Raw genomic sequence first — 22,195 nt, 5'->3', positions numbered from 1 at the left:
ACGCGCCGTACCATCGTCCTTATGGCTACGGAAGACGCGGTGCGCGAGGCACTGGCGACGGTGAACGACCCCGAGATCAACCGCCCGATCACCGAACTGGGGATGGTCAAATCGGTGGAGATCGGCGCGGACGGAGCGGTCGCGGTCACCGTGTATCTGACGGTGTCCGGCTGCCCGATGCGTGACACCATCACGCAGCGCGTCACCGACGCGGTCTCCCGGGTCGAGGGCGTCACCCGCGTCGACGTCACCCTGGACGTGATGAGCGACGAGCAGCGCAAGGAACTGGCGACGGCCCTGCGCGGCGGCCAGTCCGAGCGCGAGGTCCCCTTCGCCAAGCCGGGCAGCCTCACCCGGGTCTACGCGGTCGCGTCCGGCAAGGGCGGTGTCGGCAAGTCCTCGGTGACGGTGAACCTGGCGGCGGCGATGGCCGCCGACGGCCTGAAGGTCGGTGTCGTGGACGCCGACATCTACGGCCACAGCGTGCCGCGCATGCTCGGCGCGGACGGCCGGCCCACCCAGGTCGAGAACATGATCATGCCGCCGTCCGCGAACGGCGTGAAGGTCATCTCCATCGGCATGTTCACCCCGGGCAACGCCCCGGTCGTCTGGCGCGGCCCGATGCTGCACCGCGCGCTCCAGCAGTTCCTCGCCGACGTCTACTGGGGCGACCTGGACGTGCTGCTGCTCGACCTGCCGCCCGGCACGGGCGACATCGCGATCTCCGTGGCCCAGCTGGTCCCGAACGCCGAGATCCTGGTCGTGACGACGCCTCAGCAGGCGGCGGCCGAGGTCGCCGAGCGGGCCGGCTCCATCGCCGTGCAGACCCACCAGAAGATCGTCGGCGTGGTCGAGAACATGTCCGGCCTGCCCTGCCCGCACTGCGGTGAGATGGTCGACGTCTTCGGCACGGGCGGCGGCCAGATGGTGGCCGACGGCCTGACCCGCACCACGGGTGCGACGGTCCCGGTCCTCGGCAGCATCCCGATCGACGTCCGCCTGCGCGAGGGCGGCGACGAGGGCAAGCCGGTCGTCCTGACCGACCCCGACTCCCCGGCGGGCTCGGCCCTGCGCGCGATCGCCGGCAAGCTGGGCGGCCGCCAGCGCGGCCTCTCGGGCCTGTCCCTGGGCATCACGCCGAAGAACAAGTTCTGACACGGCCCCAGGCCCTGTGACGCGGACGCGCCGCCCTCTGAGGGTGGCGCGTCCGCGTTTGTGCTGTGCGGGGGTGGCCCCCCGTGGTCATGACGGCTGCTTCGGGTCGCCGGCGAACTTCGAGGCCGACCAGAAGTAGCCGAGCACCGCGAGGCCCAGGCACCAGGCGACGGCGAGCCATCCGTTGTCGCCGATGCGGGTGCCGAGCAGCAGGCCGCGCAGCGTCTCGATGGCGGGGGTGAACGGCTGGTACTCGGCGATCGGCCGGAACCAGCCGGGCATGGAGTCGAGGGGGACGAAGGCGCTGGACAGCAGCGGCAGCAGGATCAGGGGCATGGCGTTGTTGCCGGCCGCTTCGGCGTTGGGGCTGATCAGACCCATGCCGACCGCGATCCAGGTGAGCGCGAGGGCAAAGAGCACGAGCAGTCCGAGGGCGGCGAGCCATTCCAGGGCGGTGGCGCCGGTGGAGCGGAAGCCGATGGCCACGGCGACGGCGCCGACGAGGACCACGCTGGTGACGGCCTGCAGGACGCTGCCGATGACGTGTCCGACGAGCACCGAGGGACGGTGGATGGCCATGGTGCGGAAGCGGGCGATGATGCCTTCGGTCATGTCGTTGGAGACGGAGACCGCGGTGCCGATCGTGGTGGAGCCGATGGTCATCAGCAGCAGGCCCGGGACGATGTAGGCGACGTAGTCGGAGCGGTCGCCGCCGCCGATGCCCGCGCTCATCGTGTCTCCGAAGATGTAGACGAAGAGCAGCAGCAGCATGATCGGGGTGAGCAGCAGGTTCAGGGTGAGGGAGGGGTAGCGGCGGGCGTGCAGGAGGTTGCGGCGCAGCATCGTGGAGCAGTCGCGTACGGCGAGGGAGAGGGAGCTCATCGGGCGGTCTCCTGGGGCTGGTCGGGGATGCCGGCGGGGCGGGTGGGGCCGGTGAGGGCGAAGAAGACGTCGTCGAGGTCGGGGGTGTGCACGGTCAGCTCGTCGGCCTCGATGCCGGCGGTGTCGAGCCGGTCGAGGAGCAGGCGCAGTTCGCGCTGGCTGCCGGCGCTGGCGATCTGCAGGGTGAGGGCCTCGTCGTCGCGGGTGGCCTCGCGCAGCGCCGAGGCCGCGGCCCGGTGGGCGGCGGGGTCGGTGAAGCGGAGCCGGACGTGTCCGCCGGGGACGAGCCGCTTGAGTTCCGCGGCGGTGCCTTCGGCGGCGATCGTGCCGTTGTGGAGTACGGCGATGCGGTCGGCGAGTTCGTCGGCCTCGTCGAGGTACTGGGTGGTGAGGAAGACGGTGACGCCGTCGGTGACGAGTTCGCGGATGATCTGCCACATGTTGTGGCGGGAGCGGGGGTCGAGGCCGGTGGTCGGCTCGTCGAGGAAGATGATCCGTGGGCTGCCGACCAGGGTCATGGCGATGTCCAGGCGGCGTCGCATCCCGCCGGAGTAGGTGGAGGCGGGCTTCGCCGCGGCCTCGGTCAGGTCGAAGCGTTCCAGCAGTTCGGCGGTGACCCGCCGGCCTTCGCGGCGGGGGAGGTGGTGCAGGTCCGCCATCAGGAGCATGTTCTCCGCGCCGGTGATGAGGCCGTCGACGGCGGAGAACTGCCCGGTGACCCCGATCGCGGCGCGTACCGCCTGGGGGTCGGCGGCCAGATCGTGGCCGCCGACGCTGATCCGGCCGGAGGCGGGGTCGGGAGAGATGAGGGTGGACAGGATCTTCACGGCGGTGGTCTTGCCGGCGCCGTTCGGGCCGAGCAGGGAGAAGACCGTTCCCTCCGCGACGGTCAGATCGACGCCGTCCAGGACGGTCTTGTCGCCGTAGGACTTGCGCAGCCCGTGCGCCGCGATGGCCGGACCGGTCATGAGAGGTGCCCCCTTGGTTTCGTTCTGCCGACTGCTTCGTGCCGCCGACCGCGGATCACAGGCTGCGGGCGGTGATGTCGCCGTAGGCGGTGGTCGCGCGGATGTTCAGGCCGGCGTCGGCACCGTCGGTGTTGCGGAGCGCGTTGCGGACCCTGCCGTGGCTGGTGCCGGCGTCCAGGGAAGCGGAGACTCCGCGGGCGGCCCCGACCGAGATCTCGCCCTGCGCGGTGCGGAGGGCGACCGTGCCGCGCACGGCCTCGGTGATCCGGATGTCGCCCCGCTGGGTGCTGATCTCGGCGGCGCCGCCCAGACGGCCGACCGAGACATCGCCGTCGTGGGCGGTGAGGCGGGCGCTCGCGGCCTCGTCGAGCTTGACCGAGCGGTAGCCGCCGTCGAAGACGACGTCACCGAGCCGTCCCACGCCGCGGAACTCCGCCGCGCCCGCCTTCGCCTCGACGCGGGAGCCGGCGGGCAGCTGGATGGTCACCTCGACGGATCCCGAGTTGCCGAGGATCCGGTTCTTCGCCGCCGGGGCCGCGACCCGCAGCACTCCGTCGCCGTAGGCGACTTCGATCTGCTCCGCCGCCTTCACGTCACGTGCCTTGGCGGGGTTCGCGGGGCGGATCTCGACCGTGGTGTCGGCCCGGTCGGCGGCGATGAACTGGATACGTCCCGCCGGGATGTCGAGGACGGCGCTCACCGGGGCGGGGCTGTCGAACTTCTGCATCGTGCGCTCCTTCTTCCACCTCGGGCGTTCCGTCCGCCCGTCGTTTCTGACATGAGAAACGCTACGTTGCGTTCGCCGATGCGGCAACATCTTCGTTGCGCTGAACAGTGATCAATGCAGGTCACAGCCGCAAAATCATTGCAATGGCTCTGATTTCAACGCAACAGGTCGCACGGAGTTCGTTGCAATGGATTGGAAGTGAACGCTATAGTGGAGGCACCCGAGGAGAGCGAAGGAGACAAGCGATGCCGGGAGGCAGACTCACCCAGCAGGAACGCCAGCAGATCGCGCTGGGACTGGCCGACGGCCTCGCCTACGCGGAGATCGCCAGACGCCTCGACCGCCCGACCTCGACCGTCACGCGCGAGGTCATGCGTAACGGCGGCCCCACCGCCTACCGTGCCGAACTCGCTCACCACGCCACGGAACGCCGCGCCCACCGGCGCAGGCAGACCGCGCCCCGGAGGGCGGAGGCACCCCCGCGTGCCGACGACGGACGCGACCCCGAGGCCGTACGCGAGTACGAGGAGGCGTTCACCGCGCTCCTCATGCAGCAGGGCCTGCCCAAGATGATGTCCCGGGTGCTCACCTGCCTCTTCATCACGGACGCGGGCAGCCTCACCGCTTCCGAACTCGCCCAGCGCCTCCAGGTCAGCCCGGCGTCCGTGTCCAAGGCGATCACGTTCCTGGAGAACCAGGGGCTCATCAGCCGGGAACGCGACGAACGCCGCCGCGAGCGCTACGCCGTCAACGACGACATCTGGTTCCAGTCGATGGCCGCCGCCGCCCAGTCCAACTTCCGGCTCGCCGAGACCGCGCGGCAGGGCGTAGGCGTCCTCGGCCCCGACACCCCGGCCGCGGTCCGCCTCGAGAACATCGCCCGCTTCCTCGACTTCGTCGGCGAGAGCATCGCCCGCGCCGCGGAGCAGGCCCGCGACGTCCTGTACACAAAACCCGAGACGGCTGCGGACAGCACCACCTGAGCCTCGCTCAGATCGCTGCCCCGCAGCCGTCCTGACGGTCCCGGACCGGGACGCCGTCTACGCGTAGGCGGCGATGTCCTTGACCACGGCGAAGCCGAGCCCGTACGCGCTCATACCCCGCCCGTAGGCGCCCAGGTGAACCCCGGCCTCGGTGGTGCCGGCCAGCACCCACCCGTACTCCGACTCCCGGTAGTGGAACGAGGCCGCGACCCCGTCCACCGGCAGCGAGAGCCTGGACCACTCCGGACCGTCGAGATCGTCGGCCAGGGCCCACGCCGTCTCCGTCTGCTGCTCCAGCCAGTCGTCCCGCAGACTGTGGTCCATCTGCCCGGGCCAGGTGAACGACAGCAGCCCCACCCCGGCCAGCCACGCCGCGGAGGACACCGAGGTCGCCTCCAGCAGCCCCGTGCCGTCGGCGCTGCGCCGGGACGGCTGCGCGGCGACCGTCACCACGACGGCGAACTTCTCCCGCGGCTCACCGGCGGTCCCGGTCTCGGTGCGCACCGAGGGCTCGTCGCCGTGCCCGATCGAACCGTGCTCCACCGCGCCGTCGGCCGTCATGCCGACCTGCATCAGCCAGCGCGGCCCCGTGAATGCCTCGTCGAGGCCGTACCAGGGGAAGGGCGCCCGCAGGTAACCGTCGATGGTGCGCCGGGCGGAGGGGACCTGCTGTCCGCCCTCCGCGGCCGGCGCCTGCGCGCCCACCCGACTCGTCGTCTCCATCTGCCCGGACGCCTCCTCGCTCTCGTCGGACCGGGCTGACCCGCCCCCCTTCGGGCGTACGCGTCCGGTCCGCGCAACAACTCGGCAGCATATCCACACCGCTGAGACCGGCAGGGCAGGCGCTGGATGCGTGGGTCGCGCGCACGGCCTGTTCAGGCCGTGCGCGACGGGTGTGCGCTATGAAACGCGTCACGTGCGCGGCGTGCGCCCGCGTGCGCGTGTCGGTGCGGAGGAGCGGCGGCTACGTGGCGTCCGCGTCGAAGGGCGGCCGGTCGTCGGGCGCCTCGGGCTTCTTGGTCATGTCGATGCGCCCACCGGAGGAGGACGGGGAGGACGACGCGGAGGACGACGACGAGGCCTCGCTCTCGCGGCTGTTCACCGCGTCCGTGACCTCGGCCATCTCCTTCTTCAGGTCAAACCCGTTGCGGATCTCCTTCAGCCCCAGGTCATCGTTGTCCAGCTGCTTGCGGATGAACTTCTTGGGGTTGAGATCCTCGAACTCGAAGTCCTTGAACTCCGGACCCAGTTCGGTACGGATGTCGTGCTTGGCGCTCTCCGAGAACTCGCGGATCTTCCGGATCGTGCGCGTCACGTCCTGGATCACCTTCGGGAGCTTGTCCGGACCGAAGACGAGCACGGCGAGCACGACGATCGTGACCAGCTCCAGTGGTCCTATGTCATTGAACACCTGACGCTCCTTGCGATGTCCTCGGTCGCTCAACGGTACCCGGCGTCACCGTCCGACCGGTACCGTCCCGAGGTGAGACTTCTGTCAGTTCTGCTCCGACGCGCCCAGCACGAGTGAGACCTCCCGCTCGGTCCCGTCGCGTTGGACCCGCAGCCGCAGCCGGTCGCCCGGCCGGTGGGCGCGGATCTTGACGATCAGCTCCTCACCGGTGTGGACGCGCTCACCGCCGACCCCGCGGACGACGTCACCCGCCCGCAGACCGGCCCGCTCACCGGGGCCGCCCCGGGTGACGGCGGGGCCGCCGTTCGCGCTCTTGTCGTCGATGCGGGCGCCGTCACCGGTGTAGCCCATGTCGAGGGTGACGCCGATCACGGGGTGCGTGGCCCGGCCTTCGTTGATCAGTTCCTCGGCGACGCGCTTGGCCTGGTTGACCGGTATGGCGAAGCCGAGACCTATGGAGCCGGCCTGGCCGCCGCCCGCGGAACCGGAGCCGCTGCCCGCGGAGCGGATGGCGGAGTTGATGCCGATGACCTCGGCCCGGGAGTCGAGCAGCGGACCGCCGGAGTTCCCCGGGTTGATGGGGGCGTCGGTCTGCAGGGCGTCGACGTACGACACATCGCTGCCGTCGCTCTTCTCCCCGCCGGCCGTGATCGGCCGCTCCTTGGCGCTGATGATGCCGGAGGTGACCGTGTTGGCGAGGTCGAAGGGGGCACCGATGGCGACCACCGGGTCGCCGACCCTGACGTCGTCGGAGTTGCCGAGGGGCAGCGGGGTGAGTCCGCGCACGCCGTGCACCTGGACGACGGCCAGGTCGTAGCCGCTGTCCCGGCCGACGACCTTCGCCCCGACGGTTTCGCCGCTGCTGAACGTCACGGATATCTCGCCGCCCGACCCGGCCGGCTCCACCACATGGTTGTTGGTGAGGATGTGACCCCGCTCGTCGAGCACGAAGCCGGTGCCGGTGCCCGCCGCGTCGGTCCCCCTGACGTGCAGCGTGACCACGCTGGGCAGGGCGCGGGCGGCGATCCCGGCCACGCTGTCCGGTGCCCGGCCGACCGGCACGCTCCCGGCCTGCGGCAGCCGGACGTCGTCGCCGAGGCCCTCGCGTTCGACGTAGGCGCCGACGGCTCCGCCGATGCCCGCGGCGACGAGGGCGACGACCAGGGTCCACACGAGGAGGAGGCGCTTCCCCCGCCGGTTGCGCTGCTCGTGCGTCAGCACCGCCGCGCCGGTCTGCTGCAGCGGTCCCGGGGCGAGCGTCCGCTCCTGGGCGGAGCCGGCGGCCCAGGGGTCGTAACGCCCCCAGGGATCGGCCCCCTGCGCATCGGCGTCACCGGACAGCGGCGCGGAGACCGGCGCGGGCGCGGGAGACGCGACGGGGGCGGGGGCGGCTGCCGGTACGGGGGTTACCGGGTCCGGTACCTGAGCCGTGGGGGCCGGTACGGGAGCCGTGGGCGCCGGTGCGGGTGCCGGTACGTGGGGCGCCGGGGCCGGTGCGTGGGCCGCCGGCGCGGGTACGGCCGTCCCGTGCGTCGGGGTGACGGCCGGGTGCTGCACCGGCGGCGCCGGCGCCCAGGGACCGGGTTCCCCGTACGGCGGGGTGCTGTAGGGATCGGGGTCGTGCAACGGCTTGGGCCGCTCGCCGGACGCCACCACGGCGGTCTCCCCGGCGGACTCGGTCCGCTCCTCGACGGGCACCGCCGCGGCCTCCACGGCCGGTACGCCGGTCTCCCCACTCGGTACGGCAGTCTCCCCGGCCGGTGCGGCGGCCTGGCCGTCGGTCGCGGTCGGCGGAACCGGTGCCGGCTTGGCCAGTTCGAAGTCCCCGTCGGCCCCTGTGGCTTCCGGTACGACGACCCGGCCGCTCTCGGTCCGGTCGCCGCCACCGGACCGGTCGGCACTCTCGATCCGGTCGCCGCCACCGATCCCGTCGGCACTCCGGGCGGCGTCGTCGGGCCGGGCGGCCGGTGTCAGCCGCGCCGCTCCCTCCGGTTCCTCCGGTTGCTCCACCGGCGGGACACGGTTCCCCTCGTTCATGCTCTCCCCACGGCTGAGCCGCGACCGTGCTGCCGCGGCCACGGGACGTCGCCGCCCCGGGTCATCGCCGCGGGCACGGCCTCACAGGATTCAACCAGGTTCGCGGGCCGTGGCGCAGTGACCGGTCAGGGCGACGGGCGGGGCGCGGCGGGAGCGGAGGCGGTGTCGGGGACGGGGGCGGACAGCAGGCCGGGGCCGGTGGCTCCGGAAGTGGTGGACCCCTCGGCGAGCGGAAGGGCGACGGTCTCGTCGAGCGGGCGTATCAGTGGGGAGACGGCGGCCGCACCGGCGAACACCGGGGCGGTCAGGCCGCGTACCGCCTCGGTGCGGGCCTGCCCGGTGGAGGTGAAGGGCACCCCGGGCAGCAGCGGCGCGGACAGGGTGGTCGGCGCCACCGGGGCCGGCCCGAGCAGCGAGCTTCCCTGGGCGAGCAGCGGTCCGGCCGGCCTCCTGCGCTGGCTGTCCGGCGTGGCCGCGCCCCCGCCCGCTCCGGTGCCCGCCGGGCGCGTCGGGGTCACGTTGCTGCCGTTGCCGGAGCCGCCGCGGGCGTCCGTGGTCAGGTCGCCGGGGAAGGCGGTGGTCACGCCGCCGAGGGCGACCGCGGCCAGCGAGACCGCGCCGGCGGCGGCGAACGCGAACCTCAGTCCGCGCGAGGCGGAGCGGCCGTCGTCCGGGCGGCCGACGGGGTGGATGCGGAAGCCGCCGCCCTCGGGTCCGGCGATGCCGTCCGCGGCGGTGGGGAGGAAGCCGTGCGCGGGTGCGGGGACGTATCCGAACGGGAGACGCTCGCCGCGCCTCACTCCGAAGGCCCCGGAGGTCTCCGGGACGGAGCCGCCTCCGAGGAATCCGCCCCCGGGCGACGGCGTGCCGCCGCCGTCCAGGTCACCTCCCCCGGGGAGACCCTGGAGGCGGGCCAGGAGGCTCGCCGAGGGCGGGGGCGGGGCCGCCTCCGCGAACACGTTCTTCAGCGCGCGCTGGGCGTCCGCCTCCGCCTTGCACCGGGCGCAGGTGGCCAGGTGCGCCAGGACCCGCTCACGCGTCTCGTGACCGAGCTCTCCGTCCACCAGGGCGGAGAGCCGGTCTCCCAGGTGCTGCTCCGCGAGGTGCGCCTTCTCCACAGGTTTCGGTCGTGATCCACTCACGCGGTCGCGCCCCCTCCCCCCAGAGCGGGGACACGGGCCATGAAGGAGCGCCGTTCGGCCGCGCGCGCCTCCGGCGAGCGGTGCGCCAGGGCCTTGCGGAGCTGGGACCGGCCGCGGTGGATACGGGAGCGGACCGTGCCCAGCTTCACGCCGAGGGTGGCGGCGATCTCCTCGTACGACAGTCCCTCGATGTCGCACAGGACGACGGCGGCGCGGAACTCGGGCGCGAGGGTGTCGAGGGCCTGCTGGACGTCGGCGTCGAAGTGCGCGTCGTTGAAGAGCTGCTGCGGGGTGGGCTCGCGGCTGGCCAGGCGCTCGGCCGCGTCCTCGCCGAGGGCGTCGAAGCGGATGCGCTGCTTGCGCCGGACCATGTCCAGGAAGAGGTTGGTGGTGATGCGGTGCAGCCAGCCCTCGAAGGTGCCCGGCGAGTACGTCGACAGGGAGCGGAAGACGCGGACGAAGACCTCCTGGGTGAGGTCCTCGGCGTCGTGCTGGTTGCCCGTCAGACGGTAGGCGAGTCGGTAGACCCGGCCGCTGTGCGTGCTGACGATCTCGTCCCACGTGGGCGGAGTCCACGCCTGCCCGTCCGCGTCGGTGGCGAAGGTCGCGGTCTGGGTCTCGCCTGCGGCGGCACCCGCGGCGTGGCGGTCAGCAGCGGTGTCGGTCACGGATTTCGGCCTGCCCGCCGACCCGAGGAAGCGCCGCAGCACTCCGCCCCGGTCCCCGGGTACAGCCGCACCTCCCCTGTCGGCTCTGGTGGTGTCCAGTGGAGCCCCTACCATAGCCACCTCGCCCGTTAGCTCCGGATAAGCGGTTTTACGAGAATTTGATACATGCTGATACTGCTGCGTCAGCAGTTGCTCGGCGCCCTGATCCACCCCTCGCCCCCCGTCGCTTCCCCGGCCACCGTCTCATCCCTATAAACGCCCGGTCCCATCTGCGGGTTCCCGGCGCCAACGGATACAGTCACGCCCAGGCAACCACGGGGACAGGAGAGGGTCATTACCGGCAACCGGCAGACGAGCTGGGCGTTCGCCGACGCCTTTGTCGCCGAGGACGAAGCGCTGCACTGGGCCCGTGACCGGGCCCGGGAGGCAGGGCTGCGCTCGGTGTCGCCCAGCACGGGCGCCGCGCTGCGACTGCTCGCCGCCTCCGTGGACGCGAAGGCGGTCGCGGAGATCGGCACGGGCTGCGGGGTGTCCGGGATCCATCTGCTGCACGGCATGCGGGCGGACGGCGTGCTCACCACGGTGGACCCGGAGCCGGAGCATCAGCAGTTCGCCCGGCAGGCCTTCCGCGTCTGCGGCTTCGCCAGCAACCGGGCCCGTTTCATCCCCGGCCGGGCCCTGGAGGTGCTCCCGCGTCTCGCCGACGCCGGCTACGACCTCGTCTTCTGCGACGGGGACCGGCTGGAGTACTCGGACTACCTCGCTGAATCGTTGCGCCTGCTGCGTCCGGGCGGCCTGGTGGTCTTCGAGGGCGTGTTCGCCAACGGCCGTACGGTCGACTCGGGGCCGCAGCCGACCGAGGTGCTGCGGCTGCGGGAGCTGCTGCGCACCGTCCGGGAGAGCCAGGAGCTGATCCCGTCGCTGCTGCCCGTGGGCGACGGGCTGCTGTGCGCCGTCAAGCGGTGACCGGGCGACGGGACGCCGCACGCGTCACGCGGTGACCGGGGCCGCGTCGGCCCTTGGGAACGCGTCTGCCCCGGCACCGCGTACGATGCCGGGGCAGGCGTGAGGACAGGATCCTGGGACGTCAGACGACGACCTTCTTGAGGGCGTCGCCGAGCGCCTCGGCCTCGTCAGGGGTCAGTTCGACGACGAGTCGACCGCCGCCTTCGAGCGGAACGCGCATGACGATGCCCCGCCCCTCCTTGGTCACCTCGAGCGGGCCATCACCCGTCCGCGGCTTCATGGCCGCCATGCTCGTTCCCCTTCCTGAAACCAGCTCATCGTCTGCCGACGACCCCACGAGGGCATCCGCCATCCGGAACGGACAGGCGACACCGGCATCGAACACATTGCTTCCCAGCCATTATCCCGCATCGCAGGACCCGATGACCAACATCAGTCGGCATCGCTTGGGCAACGCGCGCGAGCAAAACCACCCAATTCGGCGATGTGCCTGCGATACTGCGCCACCGCACGGAGATCCGCCGACCGACTCCGCTCCGTATTTCTTTGACGCAGGTCACACGTCCGGTCCGGCCCTTGGCCTGGGATCTCCGCCATGCTGTCCTCAGACATGGACGTACTGAGCGGTACGTCACCAGCCGGCACACCGAGGGGATACGCCATGGCCGACACCGTGCTCTACGAGGTGAGCGACGGACTCGCGACGATCACGCTCAACCGCCCCGAGGCGATGAACGCGCTGAACGTCGCGACCAAGGTCGCCCTCCGGGAGGCCGCGGAATCGGCGGCCGGCGACACGGCCGTACGGGCGATCCTGCTGACCGCCGCCGGGGACCGGGCGTTCTGCGTGGGCCAGGACCTGAAGGAGCACATCGGGCTGCTGGCCAGTGACCGGGAGACCGGGGCGGGTCAGACGATGAGCACGGTCAAGGAGCACTACAACCCGATCGTGCGGGCGCTCGCCGGGGCGGCGAAGCCGGTGGTCGCGGCGGTGAACGGCGTCGCGGCCGGGGCCGGGTTCGGGTTCGCGCTCGCCGCGGACTACCGGCTGGTGGCGGACACCGCCGCCTTCAACACCTCGTTCGCGGGCGTGGCCCTGACCGCCGACTCCGGCATCTCCTGGACGCTGCCCCGGGTGATCGGCCCGAGCCGCGCCGCCGACCTGCTCCTCTTCCCGCGCAGCATCAGCGCCCAGGACGCGCTGGAGCTCGGCATCGCCAACCGGATCGTCCCCTCGGCGGAACTGCGCCCCGAGGCGGAGAAGGTGGCCCGGGCGCTGGCCGAGGGGCCGACGGTGGCGTACGCGGCGATCAAGGAGGCCGTGGCCCACGGCCTGACGCACTCCCTGGAGGAGACGCTGGAGAAGGAGGACGAGCTGCAGGCGCGGGCGGGGCGGTCCGAGGACCACGCCATCGCCGTGCAGGCGTTCGTGAACAAGGAGAAGCCCAAGTACCTGGGGCGGTAGCCCGTCCGCTAACGGGCGGCTCTCGCCACGCACGTCTCCAAGTGGTCGTCCACCAGTCCGCACGCCTGCATCAGGGCGTACGCCGTCGTCGGGCCGACGAACCTGAGGCCGCGCTTCTTCAGCGCCTTGGAGAGGGCCGTGGACTCCGGGGTGACCGCCGGGACGTCGGCGAGGGTCTTCGGGGCCGGGCGGCCGGCCGGGTCGGGGGCGTGGGACCAGATCAGCTCGTCCAGGTCGCCCTCGGCCCAGTCGGCGAGAACGCGCGCGTTGGCGAGCGTGGCGTCGATCTTGGCCCGGTTGCGGATGATGCCTGTGTCGGCCAGCAGGCGCTCGCGGTCGGCGTCGGTGAAGGCGGCGACCTTCTCGATGCGGAATTCGGCGAAGGCGGCGCGGAAGCCCGGGCGGCGGCGCAGGATCGTGATCCAGGACAGGCCCGACTGGAAGGCCTCCAGGCTGATCCGTTCGAAGAGGGCGTCGTCGCCGTGGACCGGGCGGCCCCACTCCTCGTCGTGGTACGCCACGTAGTCGTCGGTGGACAGGGCCCAGGGGCAGCGCAGGGCGCCGTCCGGACCGGCGACGGCTCCCGGCGTCATCGCTGGTCCTCCGTGCCCTCGCCCTGCTCCCGCTGTCCGTGCCGCTCGTGCGCCACGGCGGCTCTGGCGCCGGCCAGCGCGGACTCCAGGTCGTCGATGCGGGCGTCCCGCTCGGCCAGTTCGGCGGCGAGCCGGCCGAGTGCGTCGTCGACGTCCGCCATGCGGTAGCCGCGCGGCGCGACCGGGAAGCGCAGGGTCTCCACGTCCGCGCTGTCCACGGGGCGGTCCGCGGGCAGCGGGTCCTGGAGCCGCTCGGGCGCCACCTCGGGCAGCGGGGCGCTCTCGCCGCCGCTCACCACGGCCAGGGTCACCGCGGCGACCACGACGGCCAGCGCGACGACCAGGAACAAGAACATCACCATTGCCAGGGGTCCCCACGCTCGGTACCGGACGCTGTGCCGGAAGCAGAATCTGTCAGGCTCCGATCGTGCCATGCGAGTCTGACAGTTAGGGTCACAGGCGGCCGTACAGCGGGACGTACTAGGAAAGGTCACAGCGGATGCTCAGGCTGGGCAGGCGGGAATTCGGGCCGCACGAGCCGGTGATCATGGCGATCGTGAACCGGACGCCGGATTCCTTCTACGACCGGGGAGCCACCTTCCGCGACGAGCCGGCCCTGGCGCGTGTCGAGCAGGCGGTGGCCGAGGGTGCCGCGATCATCGACATCGGCGGGGTCAAGGCCGGGCCGGGCGAAGAGGTCACGGCCGAGGAAGAGGCGCGCCGGACGGTCGGTTTCGTGGCGGAGGTACGGCGCCGGTTCCCCGATGTGATCATCAGTGTGGACACCTGGCGGGCCGAGGTCGGCGAGGCCGTGTGCGAGGCGGGCGCGGATCTGCTGAACGACGCGTGGGGCGGGGTCGACCCGGGGCTCGCGGAGGTCGCGGCGCGCCACGGGGTGGGGCTCGTGTGCACGCACGCGGGGGGTGTGGAGCCGCGTACGCGTCCGCACCGGGTGACGTACGACGACGTCATGACCGACATCCTCGACGTGACCCTCGGGCTGGCCGAGCGGGCGGTCGCGCTGGGTGTCCCGCGGGAGTCCGTGCTGATCGATCCCGGGCACGACTTCGGGAAGAACACGCGGCACAGCCTGGAGGCGACGCGGCGGCTGGACGAGATGGTCGCCACGGGGTGGCCGGTGCTGGTGTCGCTGTCCAACAAGGACTTCGTGGGGGAAACGCTGGACCGGCCGGTGAAGGAACGTTTGATCGGGACGTTGGCGACGACCGCCGTCTCCGCGTGGCTCGGGGCGCAGGTGTACCGGGTGCACGAGGTGGCCGAGACCCGTCAGGTGCTGGAGATGGTGGCGTCCATCGCCGGCCACCGCGCCCCCGCGGTGGCCCGCCGCGGCCTCGCCTGACCACCCCACCCCCACCGACCCGCACTGGGCGGGTGGGAGAGGGATGTCGGCCGAAGCGCCGCGCTAGCGGCCCGCCTCCTTCGAGACCAGGGCCACCGCCTCCTGCACGTCGTCCGTCACGTGGAACAGGAGCAGGTCCTTCTCCGCCGCCTTGCCCTGGGCGACCACCGTGTTCCGCAGCCACTCCACGAGTCCGCCCCAGTACGCGCTGCCGAACAGGACGATCGGGAAGCGGGTGACCTTCTGGGTCTGGACCAGGGTCAGGGCCTCGAAGAGTTCGTCGAGGGTGCCGAGGCCGCCGGGCAGGACCACGAACCCCTGCGCGTACTTCACGAACATCATCTTGCGGACGAAGAAGTACCGGAAGTTCAGGCCGATGTCGACGTAGGGGTTGAGCCCCTGCTCGAAGGGCAGCTCGATGCCGAGGCCGACCGAGGTGCCGCCCGCCTCGCACGCCCCCTTGTTGGCCGCCTCCATGGCTCCCGGCCCGCCGCCCGTGATGACCGCCCAGCCGGCCTCCACCAGCCCCCGGCCGAGCCGCACGCCCGCGTCGTACTCCGACGAGTCCACCGGTGTCCGCGCCGAGCCGAACACGCTGATGGCCGGGGGAAGTTCGGCCAGCGTGCCGAAGCCCTCGATGAACTCCGACTGGATGCGGAGCACCCGCCAGGGGTCGGTGTGGACCCAGTCCGAGGGACCGCCCGCGTCCAGCAGCCGCTGGTCGGTCGTACTGGCGGTGACCTGGCCCCGCCGCCGGAGGACCGGTCCGAGCCGCTGCTCGTCCGGCGGCTGCTTCTTCCCCTCGGGGTTGCCGGTAGCCATGTGCGCTCCCTCCGCTTGCGGGTAGTTCGATCTCAGACTAGATCCAGCCGGGTTACGGAAGGGGGACCTGCGCGTGTCCGCCGTGCGTGCGGCGGCGGGCGTCCGCTATGCGGTGAGCCAGTTCCGCAGGCGCTCCTCGCCCGCCAGGATCTTCGCGGTCTCCACGCGCTCGTCGCGCTTGTGGGCCAAGTGCGGGTTGCCCGGTCCGTAGTTGACCGCGGGGACGCCGAGCGCGGAGAAGCGGGACACGTCGGTCCAGCCGTACTTGGGCCGCGGGGTGCCGCCCACCGCCTCGATGAAGGCCGCCGCGGCCGGGTGGGAGAGGCCGGGCAGCGCGCCGCCGCTGTGGTCGTCGACCACGAACTCCTCCACGCCGCAGTCGGCGAACACCTCGTGGACGTGCGCGACGGCCTCCTCCTCGGTGCGGTCGGGGGCGTAGCGGAAGTTGACCGTCACCACGCACTCGTCCGGGATGACGTTGCCGGCCACTCCCCCGCTGACGGCCACCGCGTTCAGGCCCTCGTGGTACTCCAGGCCGTCGATCACCGGCCGGCGCGGCTCGTAGGAGGCCAGACGGGCCAGGATGGGGGCGGCCGCGTGGATGGCGTTCGAGCCCATCCACGAGCGTGCCGAGTGGGCCCGCTCGCCCTTGGTCCTCAGCAGCACCCGCAGCGTGCCCTGGCAGCCGCCCTCGACCTCGCCGTCGGAGGGCTCCAGCAGGATCGCGAAGTCGCCCGCCAGCCAGTCCGGGTGGGCCTCGGCGACGTGCCGGAGGCCGTTGCGCTCCGCCTCGACCTCCTCGTTGTCGTAGAAGACGAAGGTCAGGTCGCGGTTGGGGGCGGGCACCGTGGCCGCGATACGCAGCTGTACCGCCACGCCCGACTTCATGTCGCAGGTGCCGCAGCCCCACAGCACCCCGTCCTCGTCGAGCCGCGAGGGGACGTTGTCCGCGATCGGGACGGTGTCGATGTGGCCGGCCAGGATGACGCGCTCGGCGTGGCCCAGGTCGGTGCGGGCGATCACGTTGTTGCCGTGGCGGTCCACCGTCAGGTGCGGCAGGGCGCGCAGGGCGGTCTCGATCGCGTCCGCGAGCGGCTTCTCGGTTCCGCTTTCGGACGGGAAGTCCACGAGCCGCGCGGTGAGCGAGGCGGCGTCCAGCGTGAGATCAAGCGAGGTGTCGGCCATGGCCACGACCCTAGCGCGCCGCCCGACGGGGCCGGCGCGACGCGTGACTCGGACCGCCCGCGAGGACCGGGCGGGGCTCCAGTACCTTGTACGCGTGTCAGAGCCGTCCCCCACCCGTCCCAAGCGTCGCGGTCGCCTCTTCCGTTTCACCGCGGCCCTGTTGGTCCTGTGCGGCGTCGTCGCCTACCTCGTGGTGCAGTACATCACCGGAGGCGGTGGAGCGCGCGGCTGCAAGGTGGTCGCGGCCTCCGGCGGCGACGCGTCGTACGAGTTCACCCCCGAGCAGGCGAAGAACGCGGCGACGATCGCCGCCGTCGGCACCGGGCGCGGAATGCCCGAGCGTGCCGTGACGATCGCGATAGCGACCGCGCTGCAGGAGTCGGGGCTGCGGAACATCGAGCACGGCGACCGGGACTCGCTGGGGCTGTTCCAGCAGCGGCCCTCGCAGGGCTGGGGCACCGAGCGGCAGATCATGGACCCGACGTACTCGGCGGGCATCTTCTACGCGCACCTGGCGAAGGTGCAGGACTACACCGACCTGCCGCTGACGGTGGCCGCGCAGCGGGTGCAGCGCAGCGGCTACCCGGAGGCGTACGCCAAGCACGAGACGGACGCCGCGCTGCTGTCGGCGGCCCTGACCGGGCGGGCGGCGGCCGCGCTGACCTGCGACGGGCGCCCGGAGCGCACGGCCTCGGCGGTCGGCCCGGGCGCGGTGCGGACGGCGCTGGTACGGGACTTCGGGCGGGACGCGCTCCAGGAGACCGGGGCGGTGGTGGGCGGCACGCCGGTCCCGTCGCCGTCTCCGTCGCCGAGCGTGACCGCGACCGCGCACGGGCGGACGGTGACCGTTCCGGTGACCGAGGGCCCGGGGGCGGCCGCGACCGGTCGCGACGACGAGGCGCGGGGCTGGCAGCTCGCGCAGTGGGCGGTCGCCAACTCCTCGGCCCTGCACATCCAGCGGGTGTCGTACGCGGGGCGGGAGTGGACCGTGGGGAGCAGCAGCGACGAGTGGCGCACGGCCGGCCCGGAGGGGGCCGCGGGGGCGGAGCGGTCCGCGGGGGCGGTCCGGATCGTGACCGGACAGTAGTACGGCGGATCACTCCGGCGGGTTGCGCGGCGCCGCGTGGCCCCGCCGTGCGGGCGGGTGGCGTGCCCTGCGTATAAACCCTTGGAAATCAAGGGCCGGAAGGATTCTGCACAGCGCGGGACAGACGCTCTTTGCCCGTTTTTATCCACACCTGATAATGCGATGCGTTACCCATTCTTTACCTCCGGCATCCGCAACCTTCGCGGGCTTCGAGCGGTAGTCACGGCGTCCGGGCCGCACCCGAGCCCGGACACACACCGTTCTCTCCCGTCGAATGGAGCATCATGTCCCTCCCTCTGACCCGCCGGATCGCCCGTGCCGCGCTGCTCGTCGCAGCGGGAGCGGCTGCCGGGGTCGGTGCGGCCGGCTCCGCCGGTGCGGCGAACCTGCCGGCGGCCACCCCGAACCTGGGCGGTCTGACCGCGCTGGACGGGGCGCACGTCGGAAACACCGTGGACACCGCCGCGCAGAACGCCACTTCGCTCGCCGGCCAGGCGGGCAGCAAGGCCGTCGAGCAGGCGGTGCCGGCGGCGGGCAAGACCGGCGGCAACGCAGTGAAGAAGACGGCGCCCGCGGTGCAGAGGGCCGCCGGGGAAGCGGCCGGGACCGCGGGAGGCGTCATCGGGGAGGCCGCCGCCGGTGCGACGACGGACAGGCTGCCGACGGGTTCGCTCACCAAGGGTGGGCTGCCGACGTCGTCCCTGCCGACCAAGGGTCTGCCGATCGGCTGAGCGCGCGGCTCTGCATCACCGACGGGGTCCGGGGCTTCTCCCCGGGCCCCGTCGTTCTGTGTTCCCGCTGTGTTCCCGTCGGCGGAGGCCGGGTCGCGGACAGGTGGGCGGGACCGCGGACAGGTGGGCGGGACCGCGGCCGGCCGGGTTACGCCGTCAGGCGGGACACCGCCGCCCGCACCCGCTCGTCGGTCGCCGTGACGGCCAGGCGGACGAACTCCTCGCCCGCCTGGCCGTAGAAGTCGCCCGGGGCCACCAGGATGCCCAGCTCGGCCAGCCCGGCGACCGTGGTCCAGCAGGACTCGCCCCGGGTGGCCCAGAGGTAGAGGCTCGCCTCGCTGTGCTCGATGCGGAAGCCGCCTGCGAGCAGGGCCTCCCGCAGGGCCGCGCGGCGGGCCGCGTAGCGCTCGCGCTGCTCCTGGACGTGGGCGTCGTCGCCGAGGGCGGCCACGACCGCGGCCTGCGTCGGCGCGGAGGTCATCATGCCGCCGTGCTTGCGGATCTCCAGCAGCGGGCCCAGGACGGCCGGGTCACCGGCGATGAAGGCCGCGCGGTAGCCGGCCAGGTTGGAGCGCTTGGAGAGGCTGTGGACGGCGACGATGCCGTCGTAGGAGCCGCCGTTGACGTCCGGGTGCAGGACCGAGACCGGGTCGGCCTCCCAGCCCAGCTCCAGATAGCACTCGTCGGAGAACACCAGGACGCCGTGCTCGCGGGCCCAGGCGACGATCTCCGTCAGCTCCTGCCGGGACAGGACCTTGCCCGTCGGGTTGGACGGGGAGTTCAGCCAGAGCAGCCTCAGGTTCGCCGGGTCCAGCTCGCGCGGGTCGTCGTAGACCTCGTACTCGGCGCGGGCGAGGCGGGCGCCGACCTCGTAGGTGGGGTAGGCCAGGCGCGGGTAGGCGACCTTGTCGCCGGGGCCGAGGCCCAGCTGGGTCGGCAGCCAGGCCACCAGTTCCTTGGAGCCGACGACCGGCAGGACGTGGCGGTGGGTCACCCCGCGGGCGCCCAGGCGGCGCTCCAGCCAGCCGGTGATCGCGTCGCGGAGGGCGGGGGTGCCCCAGACGGTCGGGTAGCCCGGGGAGTCGGCCGCGTCGATCAGGGCCTTCTGGATCAGCTCGGGAACCGGGTCGACCGGGGTGCCCACGGAGAGGTCGACGATCCCGTCGGGGTGCGCGGCGGCCGTCTTCTTGTACGGCTCCAGCTTGTCCCAGGGGAAGGTGGGGAGCCGGTCGGAGACTGCGGACACGGGAATCAGGCTCACTTTCGTACGGTGCTGCAAACGGCTCGGTCCCGTGCGGCGCCGATCAGGGTGATCGGGCCGTACGGGACCGAGGCGGCGCCGGATTCCCCCGGGCCGGGCGGAGCCGGGAACCGGGGGCCGGCCGCTGACGCTCAGACGGTCACTCGCCGCCCTGCGGCGGCAGCGCGGCGATGAAGGGGTGGTCGCGCTCGATCAGGCCCAGCTTGCTGGCACCGCCGGGCGAGCCCAGCTCGTCGAAGAACTCGACGTTCGCCTTGTAGTAGTCCTTCCACTCCTCCGGAGTGTCGTCCTCGTAGAAGATCGCCTCGACCGGGCAGACCGGCTCACAGGCACCACAGTCGACGCATTCGTCCGGGTGGATGTACAAGGACCGCTGGCCCTCGTAGATGCAGTCGACCGGGCACTCCTCGATGCACGCCTTGTCCTTCACGTCGACACAAGGCTGCGCGATGACGTAGGTCACGCTGTCGTTCCTCCTCGATAGGGCGCTGGCGGGCCTCCTCAGGCTCCGCCGCCTGGCGCGCGGGAGCGCGGCGTCGTCGATGCCCGCCCCTAGTATCTCCGTTCCGGAGCACGATCCGAACAGGAGGGGTGAACTGACCAGTGGAAATCTCGGCGACAGGACACCTGGAAGTCCGAATCACCCCTTCTGACGTGGGGAAACGGGTCGCGGTAAGGCGCTTGGGCGAACCCGGTGCTGGGCCGGAGAAGTTCACTGACACGGTAGGTGTTCTCACATCATGGGACAGCGGCGTGCTCATGATCACACGGCGGGACGGGGAAAGTGTCAGAATTCCGCAAACCTCGCTGGTCGCGGGGAAGGTCGTGCCGGCCGCCCCGGCGCGCCGCCGCGGGCCCGCCGCCACCTACCCGGAGCTGGCGCGCGTGGCCGCCCGGGCCTGGCGGCCGGTGGAGAGCGAGCGGCTCGGCGAGTGGGAGCTGCGGGCGGCGGTCGAGGTGGGGCCGCGCGACGGCGGTCCCCCACCGCCTTCGGCTCCGCGACGGACGGGCTTCACGCGGCGGGCCAACAGTGTGCTGCCGCTCGGCGATCCGGGGCTCCCGCTCGACGCGGCCCTGGACGCCGTACGACGCTGGTACGGCGAGCGGGGCCTGCCCGCCTATGTGCAGGCCGCGACCGGCGCCGAGGGCACGCAGGAGCTGCTCTGCGCGGAGCTGGAGCGGCGCGGCTGGGTGCGCGAGGTGACCGCCGAGCTGTGGACCGGCGCGCTGGCGCCGGTCGCGGACCGGGCCGAGGGCGCGGGTGTGGTCCTGACCCGGACGGCGGACGAGGCATGGCTCGCCCGGTACCGGCGCAAGGGGGTGAGCGAGGTGGCCCTGCGGGTGCTGGAGGGCGGACCCTCCCGCTCCGCTGAGGCCGGGAGCGGGGCAGGTCCGTCGGTGTGGTTCGCGGCCGTGCCCGGCGCCGGTGCGGGCGAGCCGCCGGCCGCGATCGGGCGGTGCGTCGTGGACGGGCGGTGGGCGGGGTTCGCCGCCGTCGAGGTGGACCCCGGCCGGCGGCGGCAGGGGCTGGCCACCGAGGTGATGGCCGCACTGGCCCGGCGGGCGCTGGAGGAGGGCGCCTCGGCGGCCTGGCTGCAGGTGGAGACGGACAACGAGGGCGGCCGGGCCCTCTACCGCGCGCTCGGCTTCGCCCCGCACCACGCCTACCACCACTACCGGGCACCGGAGCCGGACGCATCCGCCGGCCCCGGACGCTCGTAGAACCCGCCGTGGAAGGGCAAGAGCCTGCCATGCGTCACCCGTATCTGCCGCCCCCGTATCCGCCGCCGCCGGAGCGCTCCGCCGAGCTGAGGCAGCGGTTCGCCGCGGAGGCCCGGTCCGAGCGGCCGGACCTGTCCGCGCTGTGCCTGCTGATCGCCGCGGAGACGGACGGCTCGCTGGACGAGGCCGGCATCGACGCCGCGGAGGCGGAGCTGGACCGGCTGGCGGGCGAGCTGCCGTACCGGCCGGGCGGGCCGCGCGCGTGGGCGGAGGCCGTACGCCGGCTGCTCGGCGACCGCTACGGCTTCCACGGCACGCCGGGCGACTACCAGCGGCTGGAGTCCTCCCTGCTGCACGAGGTCCTGCGCCGGCGGCGGGGGCTGCCGATCCTGCTGTCGGTGGTGTGGCTGGAGGTCGCGCGCCGGGCCGGGGCGCCGGTGTACGGGGTCGCGCTGCCCGGGCACTTCGTGGTCGGGTTCGGGGCGGCGGAGGAGCAGGTGCTGGCCGATCCGTTCGACACCGGGCGGGTGCTGACGGGGACGGACGCCGAGCTGCTGGTGGTGGGCGCCACGGGTGCGCCGCTGCAGCCCTCGATGCTGGAGCCGGCGCGGCCCCTGGAGGTCGTGCAGCGCATCCTGAACAACGTCCGGGCGTGGGCCGCGGCCCGGCCGGAGCGGTCGGACGTCGCCCTGCGGGCCGTGGAGCTGGCGCTGCTGATCCCTTCGCATCCGGCGCGGCTGCGCTACGAGCACGGGCAACTGCTCGTGCAGCGCGGCGAGTTCGTGGCGGGCGCCGAGGAGCTGACCGCGTACGCCGACCTGATCGAGGTGGTCGACGAGCCGGCGGCCGTGAAGGTCCGCCAGGAGGCCCGCACGGCCCGGGCCAAGCTCAACTGACGTACCGGCGGCGGGGCGGCGGCTGCGGCCGAGGCCCGGCGACCCCGTCCAGCGCCACCCGGAGGCCGGTGCGCCGGCCTCACGAGCGCCGGGGTGCGCACCGGCGGCGGAGCGTCGCGGGGCGCGCGGGCCGG

24 protein-coding genes are annotated in these 22,195 nt (G+C 72.8%); 9 read left to right on the top strand and 15 right to left on the bottom strand.

Features of this window, described 5'->3' with window-relative positions; translation table 11 throughout:
- Positions 1–21: 21 nt before the first annotated feature.
- A complete protein-coding gene (locus FHS34_RS22915; RefSeq protein ID WP_184968382.1) occupies positions 22–1,155 on the top strand; it encodes an Mrp/NBP35 family ATP-binding protein in 1,134 nt (377 codons plus the stop codon).
- Between the two features lie 87 nt (positions 1,156–1,242).
- On the opposite strand, the gene FHS34_RS22910 is transcribed toward FHS34_RS22915, so the two are convergent.
- From FHS34_RS22910 to FHS34_RS22900, 3 genes are read right to left on the bottom strand one after another with little or no spacing between them, the layout of a single operon-like run.
- Entirely contained in the window at positions 1,243–2,037 is a 795-nt protein-coding gene (locus FHS34_RS22910; protein WP_184968380.1) for an ABC transporter permease, read from the bottom strand.
- Positions 2,034–3,005, bottom strand: coding sequence for an ABC transporter ATP-binding protein (locus FHS34_RS22905; protein ID WP_184968378.1), 972 nt, complete (start codon positions 3,003–3,005; stop codon positions 2,034–2,036). The genes FHS34_RS22910 and FHS34_RS22905 overlap by 4 nt, the downstream gene beginning before the upstream one ends.
- 55 nt (positions 3,006–3,060) lie before the next feature.
- Positions 3,061–3,732, bottom strand: coding sequence for a DUF4097 family beta strand repeat-containing protein (locus FHS34_RS22900; RefSeq protein ID WP_184968376.1), 672 nt, complete (start codon positions 3,730–3,732; stop codon positions 3,061–3,063).
- A 245-nt stretch (positions 3,733–3,977) separates the two neighbouring features.
- Between FHS34_RS22900 and FHS34_RS22895 the strand changes: the two genes are divergently transcribed.
- Positions 3,978–4,715, top strand: a complete 738-nt coding sequence (locus FHS34_RS22895) for a GbsR/MarR family transcriptional regulator (RefSeq protein WP_184968374.1) — start codon at positions 3,978–3,980, stop codon at positions 4,713–4,715.
- Between the two features lie 57 nt (positions 4,716–4,772).
- Here FHS34_RS22895 and FHS34_RS22890 read toward each other — a convergent pair whose 3' ends face one another.
- The 5 genes from FHS34_RS22890 to sigE all read right to left on the bottom strand — a co-directional run bounded on the left by FHS34_RS22890 (position 4,773) and on the right by sigE (position 10,015).
- Positions 4,773–5,438, bottom strand: coding sequence for a hypothetical protein (locus FHS34_RS22890; protein ID WP_184968372.1), 666 nt, complete (start codon positions 5,436–5,438; stop codon positions 4,773–4,775).
- Between the two features lie 241 nt (positions 5,439–5,679).
- Entirely contained in the window at positions 5,680–6,126 is a 447-nt protein-coding gene (locus tag FHS34_RS22885; protein ID WP_184968370.1) for a sec-independent translocase, read from the bottom strand.
- Between the two features lie 84 nt (positions 6,127–6,210).
- On the bottom strand, positions 6,211–8,163 hold the full coding sequence (locus FHS34_RS22880) for a S1C family serine protease (protein ID WP_184968368.1): 1,953 nt from the start codon (positions 8,161–8,163) through the stop codon (positions 6,211–6,213).
- Between the two features lie 125 nt (positions 8,164–8,288).
- Positions 8,289–9,305: a zf-HC2 domain-containing protein gene (locus FHS34_RS22875; RefSeq protein ID WP_184968365.1), complete on the bottom strand. Its 1,017-nt coding sequence runs from the start codon at positions 9,303–9,305 to the stop codon at positions 8,289–8,291.
- Positions 9,302–10,015, bottom strand: coding sequence for an RNA polymerase sigma factor SigE (gene sigE, locus FHS34_RS22870; protein ID WP_184968363.1), 714 nt, complete (start codon positions 10,013–10,015; stop codon positions 9,302–9,304). The genes FHS34_RS22875 and sigE overlap by 4 nt, the downstream gene beginning before the upstream one ends.
- A 225-nt stretch (positions 10,016–10,240) precedes the next feature.
- On the opposite strand from sigE, the gene FHS34_RS22865 reads away from it, so the two are divergent.
- Positions 10,241–10,939, top strand: coding sequence for an O-methyltransferase (locus FHS34_RS22865; RefSeq protein WP_308288307.1), 699 nt, complete (start codon positions 10,241–10,243; stop codon positions 10,937–10,939).
- 121 nt (positions 10,940–11,060) lie between these two features.
- On the opposite strand, the gene FHS34_RS22860 is transcribed toward FHS34_RS22865, so the two are convergent.
- Entirely contained in the window at positions 11,061–11,228 is a 168-nt protein-coding gene (locus FHS34_RS22860; protein WP_018544333.1) for a DUF3117 domain-containing protein, read from the bottom strand.
- A gap of 372 nt (positions 11,229–11,600) precedes the next feature.
- On the opposite strand from FHS34_RS22860, the gene chcB reads away from it, so the two are divergent.
- Complete coding sequence (gene chcB / locus FHS34_RS22855) at positions 11,601–12,404, top strand: 2-cyclohexenylcarbonyl CoA isomerase (RefSeq protein WP_184968362.1); 804 nt, start codon at positions 11,601–11,603, stop codon at positions 12,402–12,404.
- An 8-nt stretch (positions 12,405–12,412) separates the two neighbouring features.
- Here the strand turns inward: chcB and FHS34_RS22850 are convergent, their stop codons facing one another.
- Together FHS34_RS22850 and FHS34_RS22845 are read right to left on the bottom strand one after the other, a co-directional pair.
- Positions 12,413–12,997, bottom strand: coding sequence for a DNA-3-methyladenine glycosylase I (locus FHS34_RS22850; RefSeq protein ID WP_184968360.1), 585 nt, complete (start codon positions 12,995–12,997; stop codon positions 12,413–12,415).
- Positions 12,994–13,359 (bottom strand): DivIVA domain-containing protein, encoded by a 366-nt coding sequence (locus FHS34_RS22845; protein ID WP_184968358.1) that lies wholly within the window; start codon positions 13,357–13,359, stop codon positions 12,994–12,996. The genes FHS34_RS22850 and FHS34_RS22845 overlap by 4 nt, the downstream gene beginning before the upstream one ends.
- A gap of 137 nt (positions 13,360–13,496) precedes the next feature.
- On the opposite strand from FHS34_RS22845, the gene folP reads away from it, so the two are divergent.
- Entirely contained in the window at positions 13,497–14,357 is an 861-nt protein-coding gene (gene folP / locus FHS34_RS22840) for a dihydropteroate synthase (protein WP_184968355.1), read from the top strand.
- 63 nt (positions 14,358–14,420) lie between these two features.
- Here folP and FHS34_RS22835 read toward each other — a convergent pair whose 3' ends face one another.
- Both FHS34_RS22835 and dapE read right to left on the bottom strand, forming a co-directional pair.
- A complete protein-coding gene (locus tag FHS34_RS22835) occupies positions 14,421–15,179 on the bottom strand; it encodes an LOG family protein (protein ID WP_184968353.1) in 759 nt (252 codons plus the stop codon).
- A 105-nt stretch (positions 15,180–15,284) separates the two neighbouring features.
- Positions 15,285–16,364 carry a succinyl-diaminopimelate desuccinylase gene (gene dapE, locus FHS34_RS22830; RefSeq protein ID WP_184968351.1) on the bottom strand — a complete coding sequence of 360 codons (1,080 nt, stop codon included), beginning with the start codon at positions 16,362–16,364 and terminating at the stop codon, positions 15,285–15,287.
- A gap of 94 nt (positions 16,365–16,458) precedes the next feature.
- On the opposite strand from dapE, the gene FHS34_RS22825 reads away from it, so the two are divergent.
- Together FHS34_RS22825 and FHS34_RS22820 are read left to right on the top strand one after the other, a co-directional pair.
- Positions 16,459–17,451 carry a VldE C-terminal domain-containing protein gene (locus tag FHS34_RS22825; protein WP_184968349.1) on the top strand — a complete coding sequence of 331 codons (993 nt, stop codon included), beginning with the start codon at positions 16,459–16,461 and terminating at the stop codon, positions 17,449–17,451.
- Positions 17,452–17,735: 284 nt separating this feature from the next.
- Positions 17,736–18,182, top strand: a complete 447-nt coding sequence (locus FHS34_RS22820; protein ID WP_184968347.1) for an ATP-binding protein — start codon at positions 17,736–17,738, stop codon at positions 18,180–18,182.
- Positions 18,183–18,330: 148 nt separating this feature from the next.
- Here the strand turns inward: FHS34_RS22820 and FHS34_RS22815 are convergent, their stop codons facing one another.
- Positions 18,331–19,428, bottom strand: coding sequence for a bifunctional succinyldiaminopimelate transaminase/glutamate-prephenate aminotransferase (locus FHS34_RS22815; protein ID WP_184968345.1), 1,098 nt, complete (start codon positions 19,426–19,428; stop codon positions 18,331–18,333).
- 154 nt (positions 19,429–19,582) lie between these two features.
- Entirely contained in the window at positions 19,583–19,906 is a 324-nt protein-coding gene (gene fdxA, locus FHS34_RS22810; RefSeq protein WP_184968343.1) for a ferredoxin, read from the bottom strand.
- Between the two features lie 140 nt (positions 19,907–20,046).
- Here fdxA and FHS34_RS22805 point away from each other — a divergent pair, with 140 nt between their 5' ends.
- Both FHS34_RS22805 and FHS34_RS22800 read left to right on the top strand, forming a co-directional pair.
- On the top strand, positions 20,047–21,165 hold the full coding sequence (locus tag FHS34_RS22805) for a GNAT family N-acetyltransferase (RefSeq protein ID WP_184968341.1): 1,119 nt from the start codon (positions 20,047–20,049) through the stop codon (positions 21,163–21,165).
- Between the two features lie 29 nt (positions 21,166–21,194).
- Positions 21,195–22,061, top strand: a complete 867-nt coding sequence (locus FHS34_RS22800) for a SirB1 family protein (protein ID WP_184968339.1) — start codon at positions 21,195–21,197, stop codon at positions 22,059–22,061.
- Positions 22,062–22,195: the final 134 nt, after the last annotated feature.

This window comes from Streptomyces echinatus (genome assembly GCF_014203595.1).
GTDB classification, from domain to species: domain Bacteria; phylum Actinomycetota; class Actinomycetes; order Streptomycetales; family Streptomycetaceae; genus Streptomyces; species Streptomyces echinatus.
The sequence above is the reverse complement of the archived record's forward strand: the minus strand, read 5'-3'. Positions and strand labels throughout refer to the sequence as shown.

What these genes read in the sequence shown, in the direction of transcription:
- FHS34_RS22900 (WP_184968376.1), bottom strand. Translation starts at nt 3,732, where the DNA reads ATGCAGAAGTTCGACAGCCCCGCCCCGGTGAGCGCCGTCCTCGACATC.
- FHS34_RS22895 (WP_184968374.1), top strand. Translation starts at nt 3,978, where the DNA reads ATGCCGGGAGGCAGACTCACCCAGCAGGAACGCCAGCAGATCGCGCTG.
- FHS34_RS22800 (WP_184968339.1), top strand. Translation starts at nt 21,195, where the DNA reads ATGCGTCACCCGTATCTGCCGCCCCCGTATCCGCCGCCGCCGGAGCGC.
- FHS34_RS22820 (WP_184968347.1), top strand. Translation starts at nt 17,736, where the DNA reads ATGTCCCTCCCTCTGACCCGCCGGATCGCCCGTGCCGCGCTGCTCGTC.
- FHS34_RS22845 (WP_184968358.1), bottom strand. Translation starts at nt 13,359, where the DNA reads ATGGTGATGTTCTTGTTCCTGGTCGTCGCGCTGGCCGTCGTGGTCGCC.
- FHS34_RS22835 (WP_184968353.1), bottom strand. Translation starts at nt 15,179, where the DNA reads ATGGCTACCGGCAACCCCGAGGGGAAGAAGCAGCCGCCGGACGAGCAG.
- FHS34_RS22910 (WP_184968380.1), bottom strand. Translation starts at nt 2,037, where the DNA reads ATGAGCTCCCTCTCCCTCGCCGTACGCGACTGCTCCACGATGCTGCGC.
- FHS34_RS22915 (WP_184968382.1), top strand. Translation starts at nt 22, where the DNA reads ATGGCTACGGAAGACGCGGTGCGCGAGGCACTGGCGACGGTGAACGAC.
- FHS34_RS22860 (WP_018544333.1), bottom strand. Translation starts at nt 11,228, where the DNA reads ATGGCGGCCATGAAGCCGCGGACGGGTGATGGCCCGCTCGAGGTGACC.
- dapE (WP_184968351.1), bottom strand. Translation starts at nt 16,364, where the DNA reads ATGGCCGACACCTCGCTTGATCTCACGCTGGACGCCGCCTCGCTCACC.
- FHS34_RS22890 (WP_184968372.1), bottom strand. Translation starts at nt 5,438, where the DNA reads ATGGAGACGACGAGTCGGGTGGGCGCGCAGGCGCCGGCCGCGGAGGGC.
- FHS34_RS22905 (WP_184968378.1), bottom strand. Translation starts at nt 3,005, where the DNA reads ATGACCGGTCCGGCCATCGCGGCGCACGGGCTGCGCAAGTCCTACGGC.
- chcB (WP_184968362.1), top strand. Translation starts at nt 11,601, where the DNA reads ATGGCCGACACCGTGCTCTACGAGGTGAGCGACGGACTCGCGACGATC.
- FHS34_RS22880 (WP_184968368.1), bottom strand. Translation starts at nt 8,163, where the DNA reads ATGAACGAGGGGAACCGTGTCCCGCCGGTGGAGCAACCGGAGGAACCG.
- FHS34_RS22850 (WP_184968360.1), bottom strand. Translation starts at nt 12,997, where the DNA reads ATGACGCCGGGAGCCGTCGCCGGTCCGGACGGCGCCCTGCGCTGCCCC.
- folP (WP_184968355.1), top strand. Translation starts at nt 13,497, where the DNA reads ATGCTCAGGCTGGGCAGGCGGGAATTCGGGCCGCACGAGCCGGTGATC.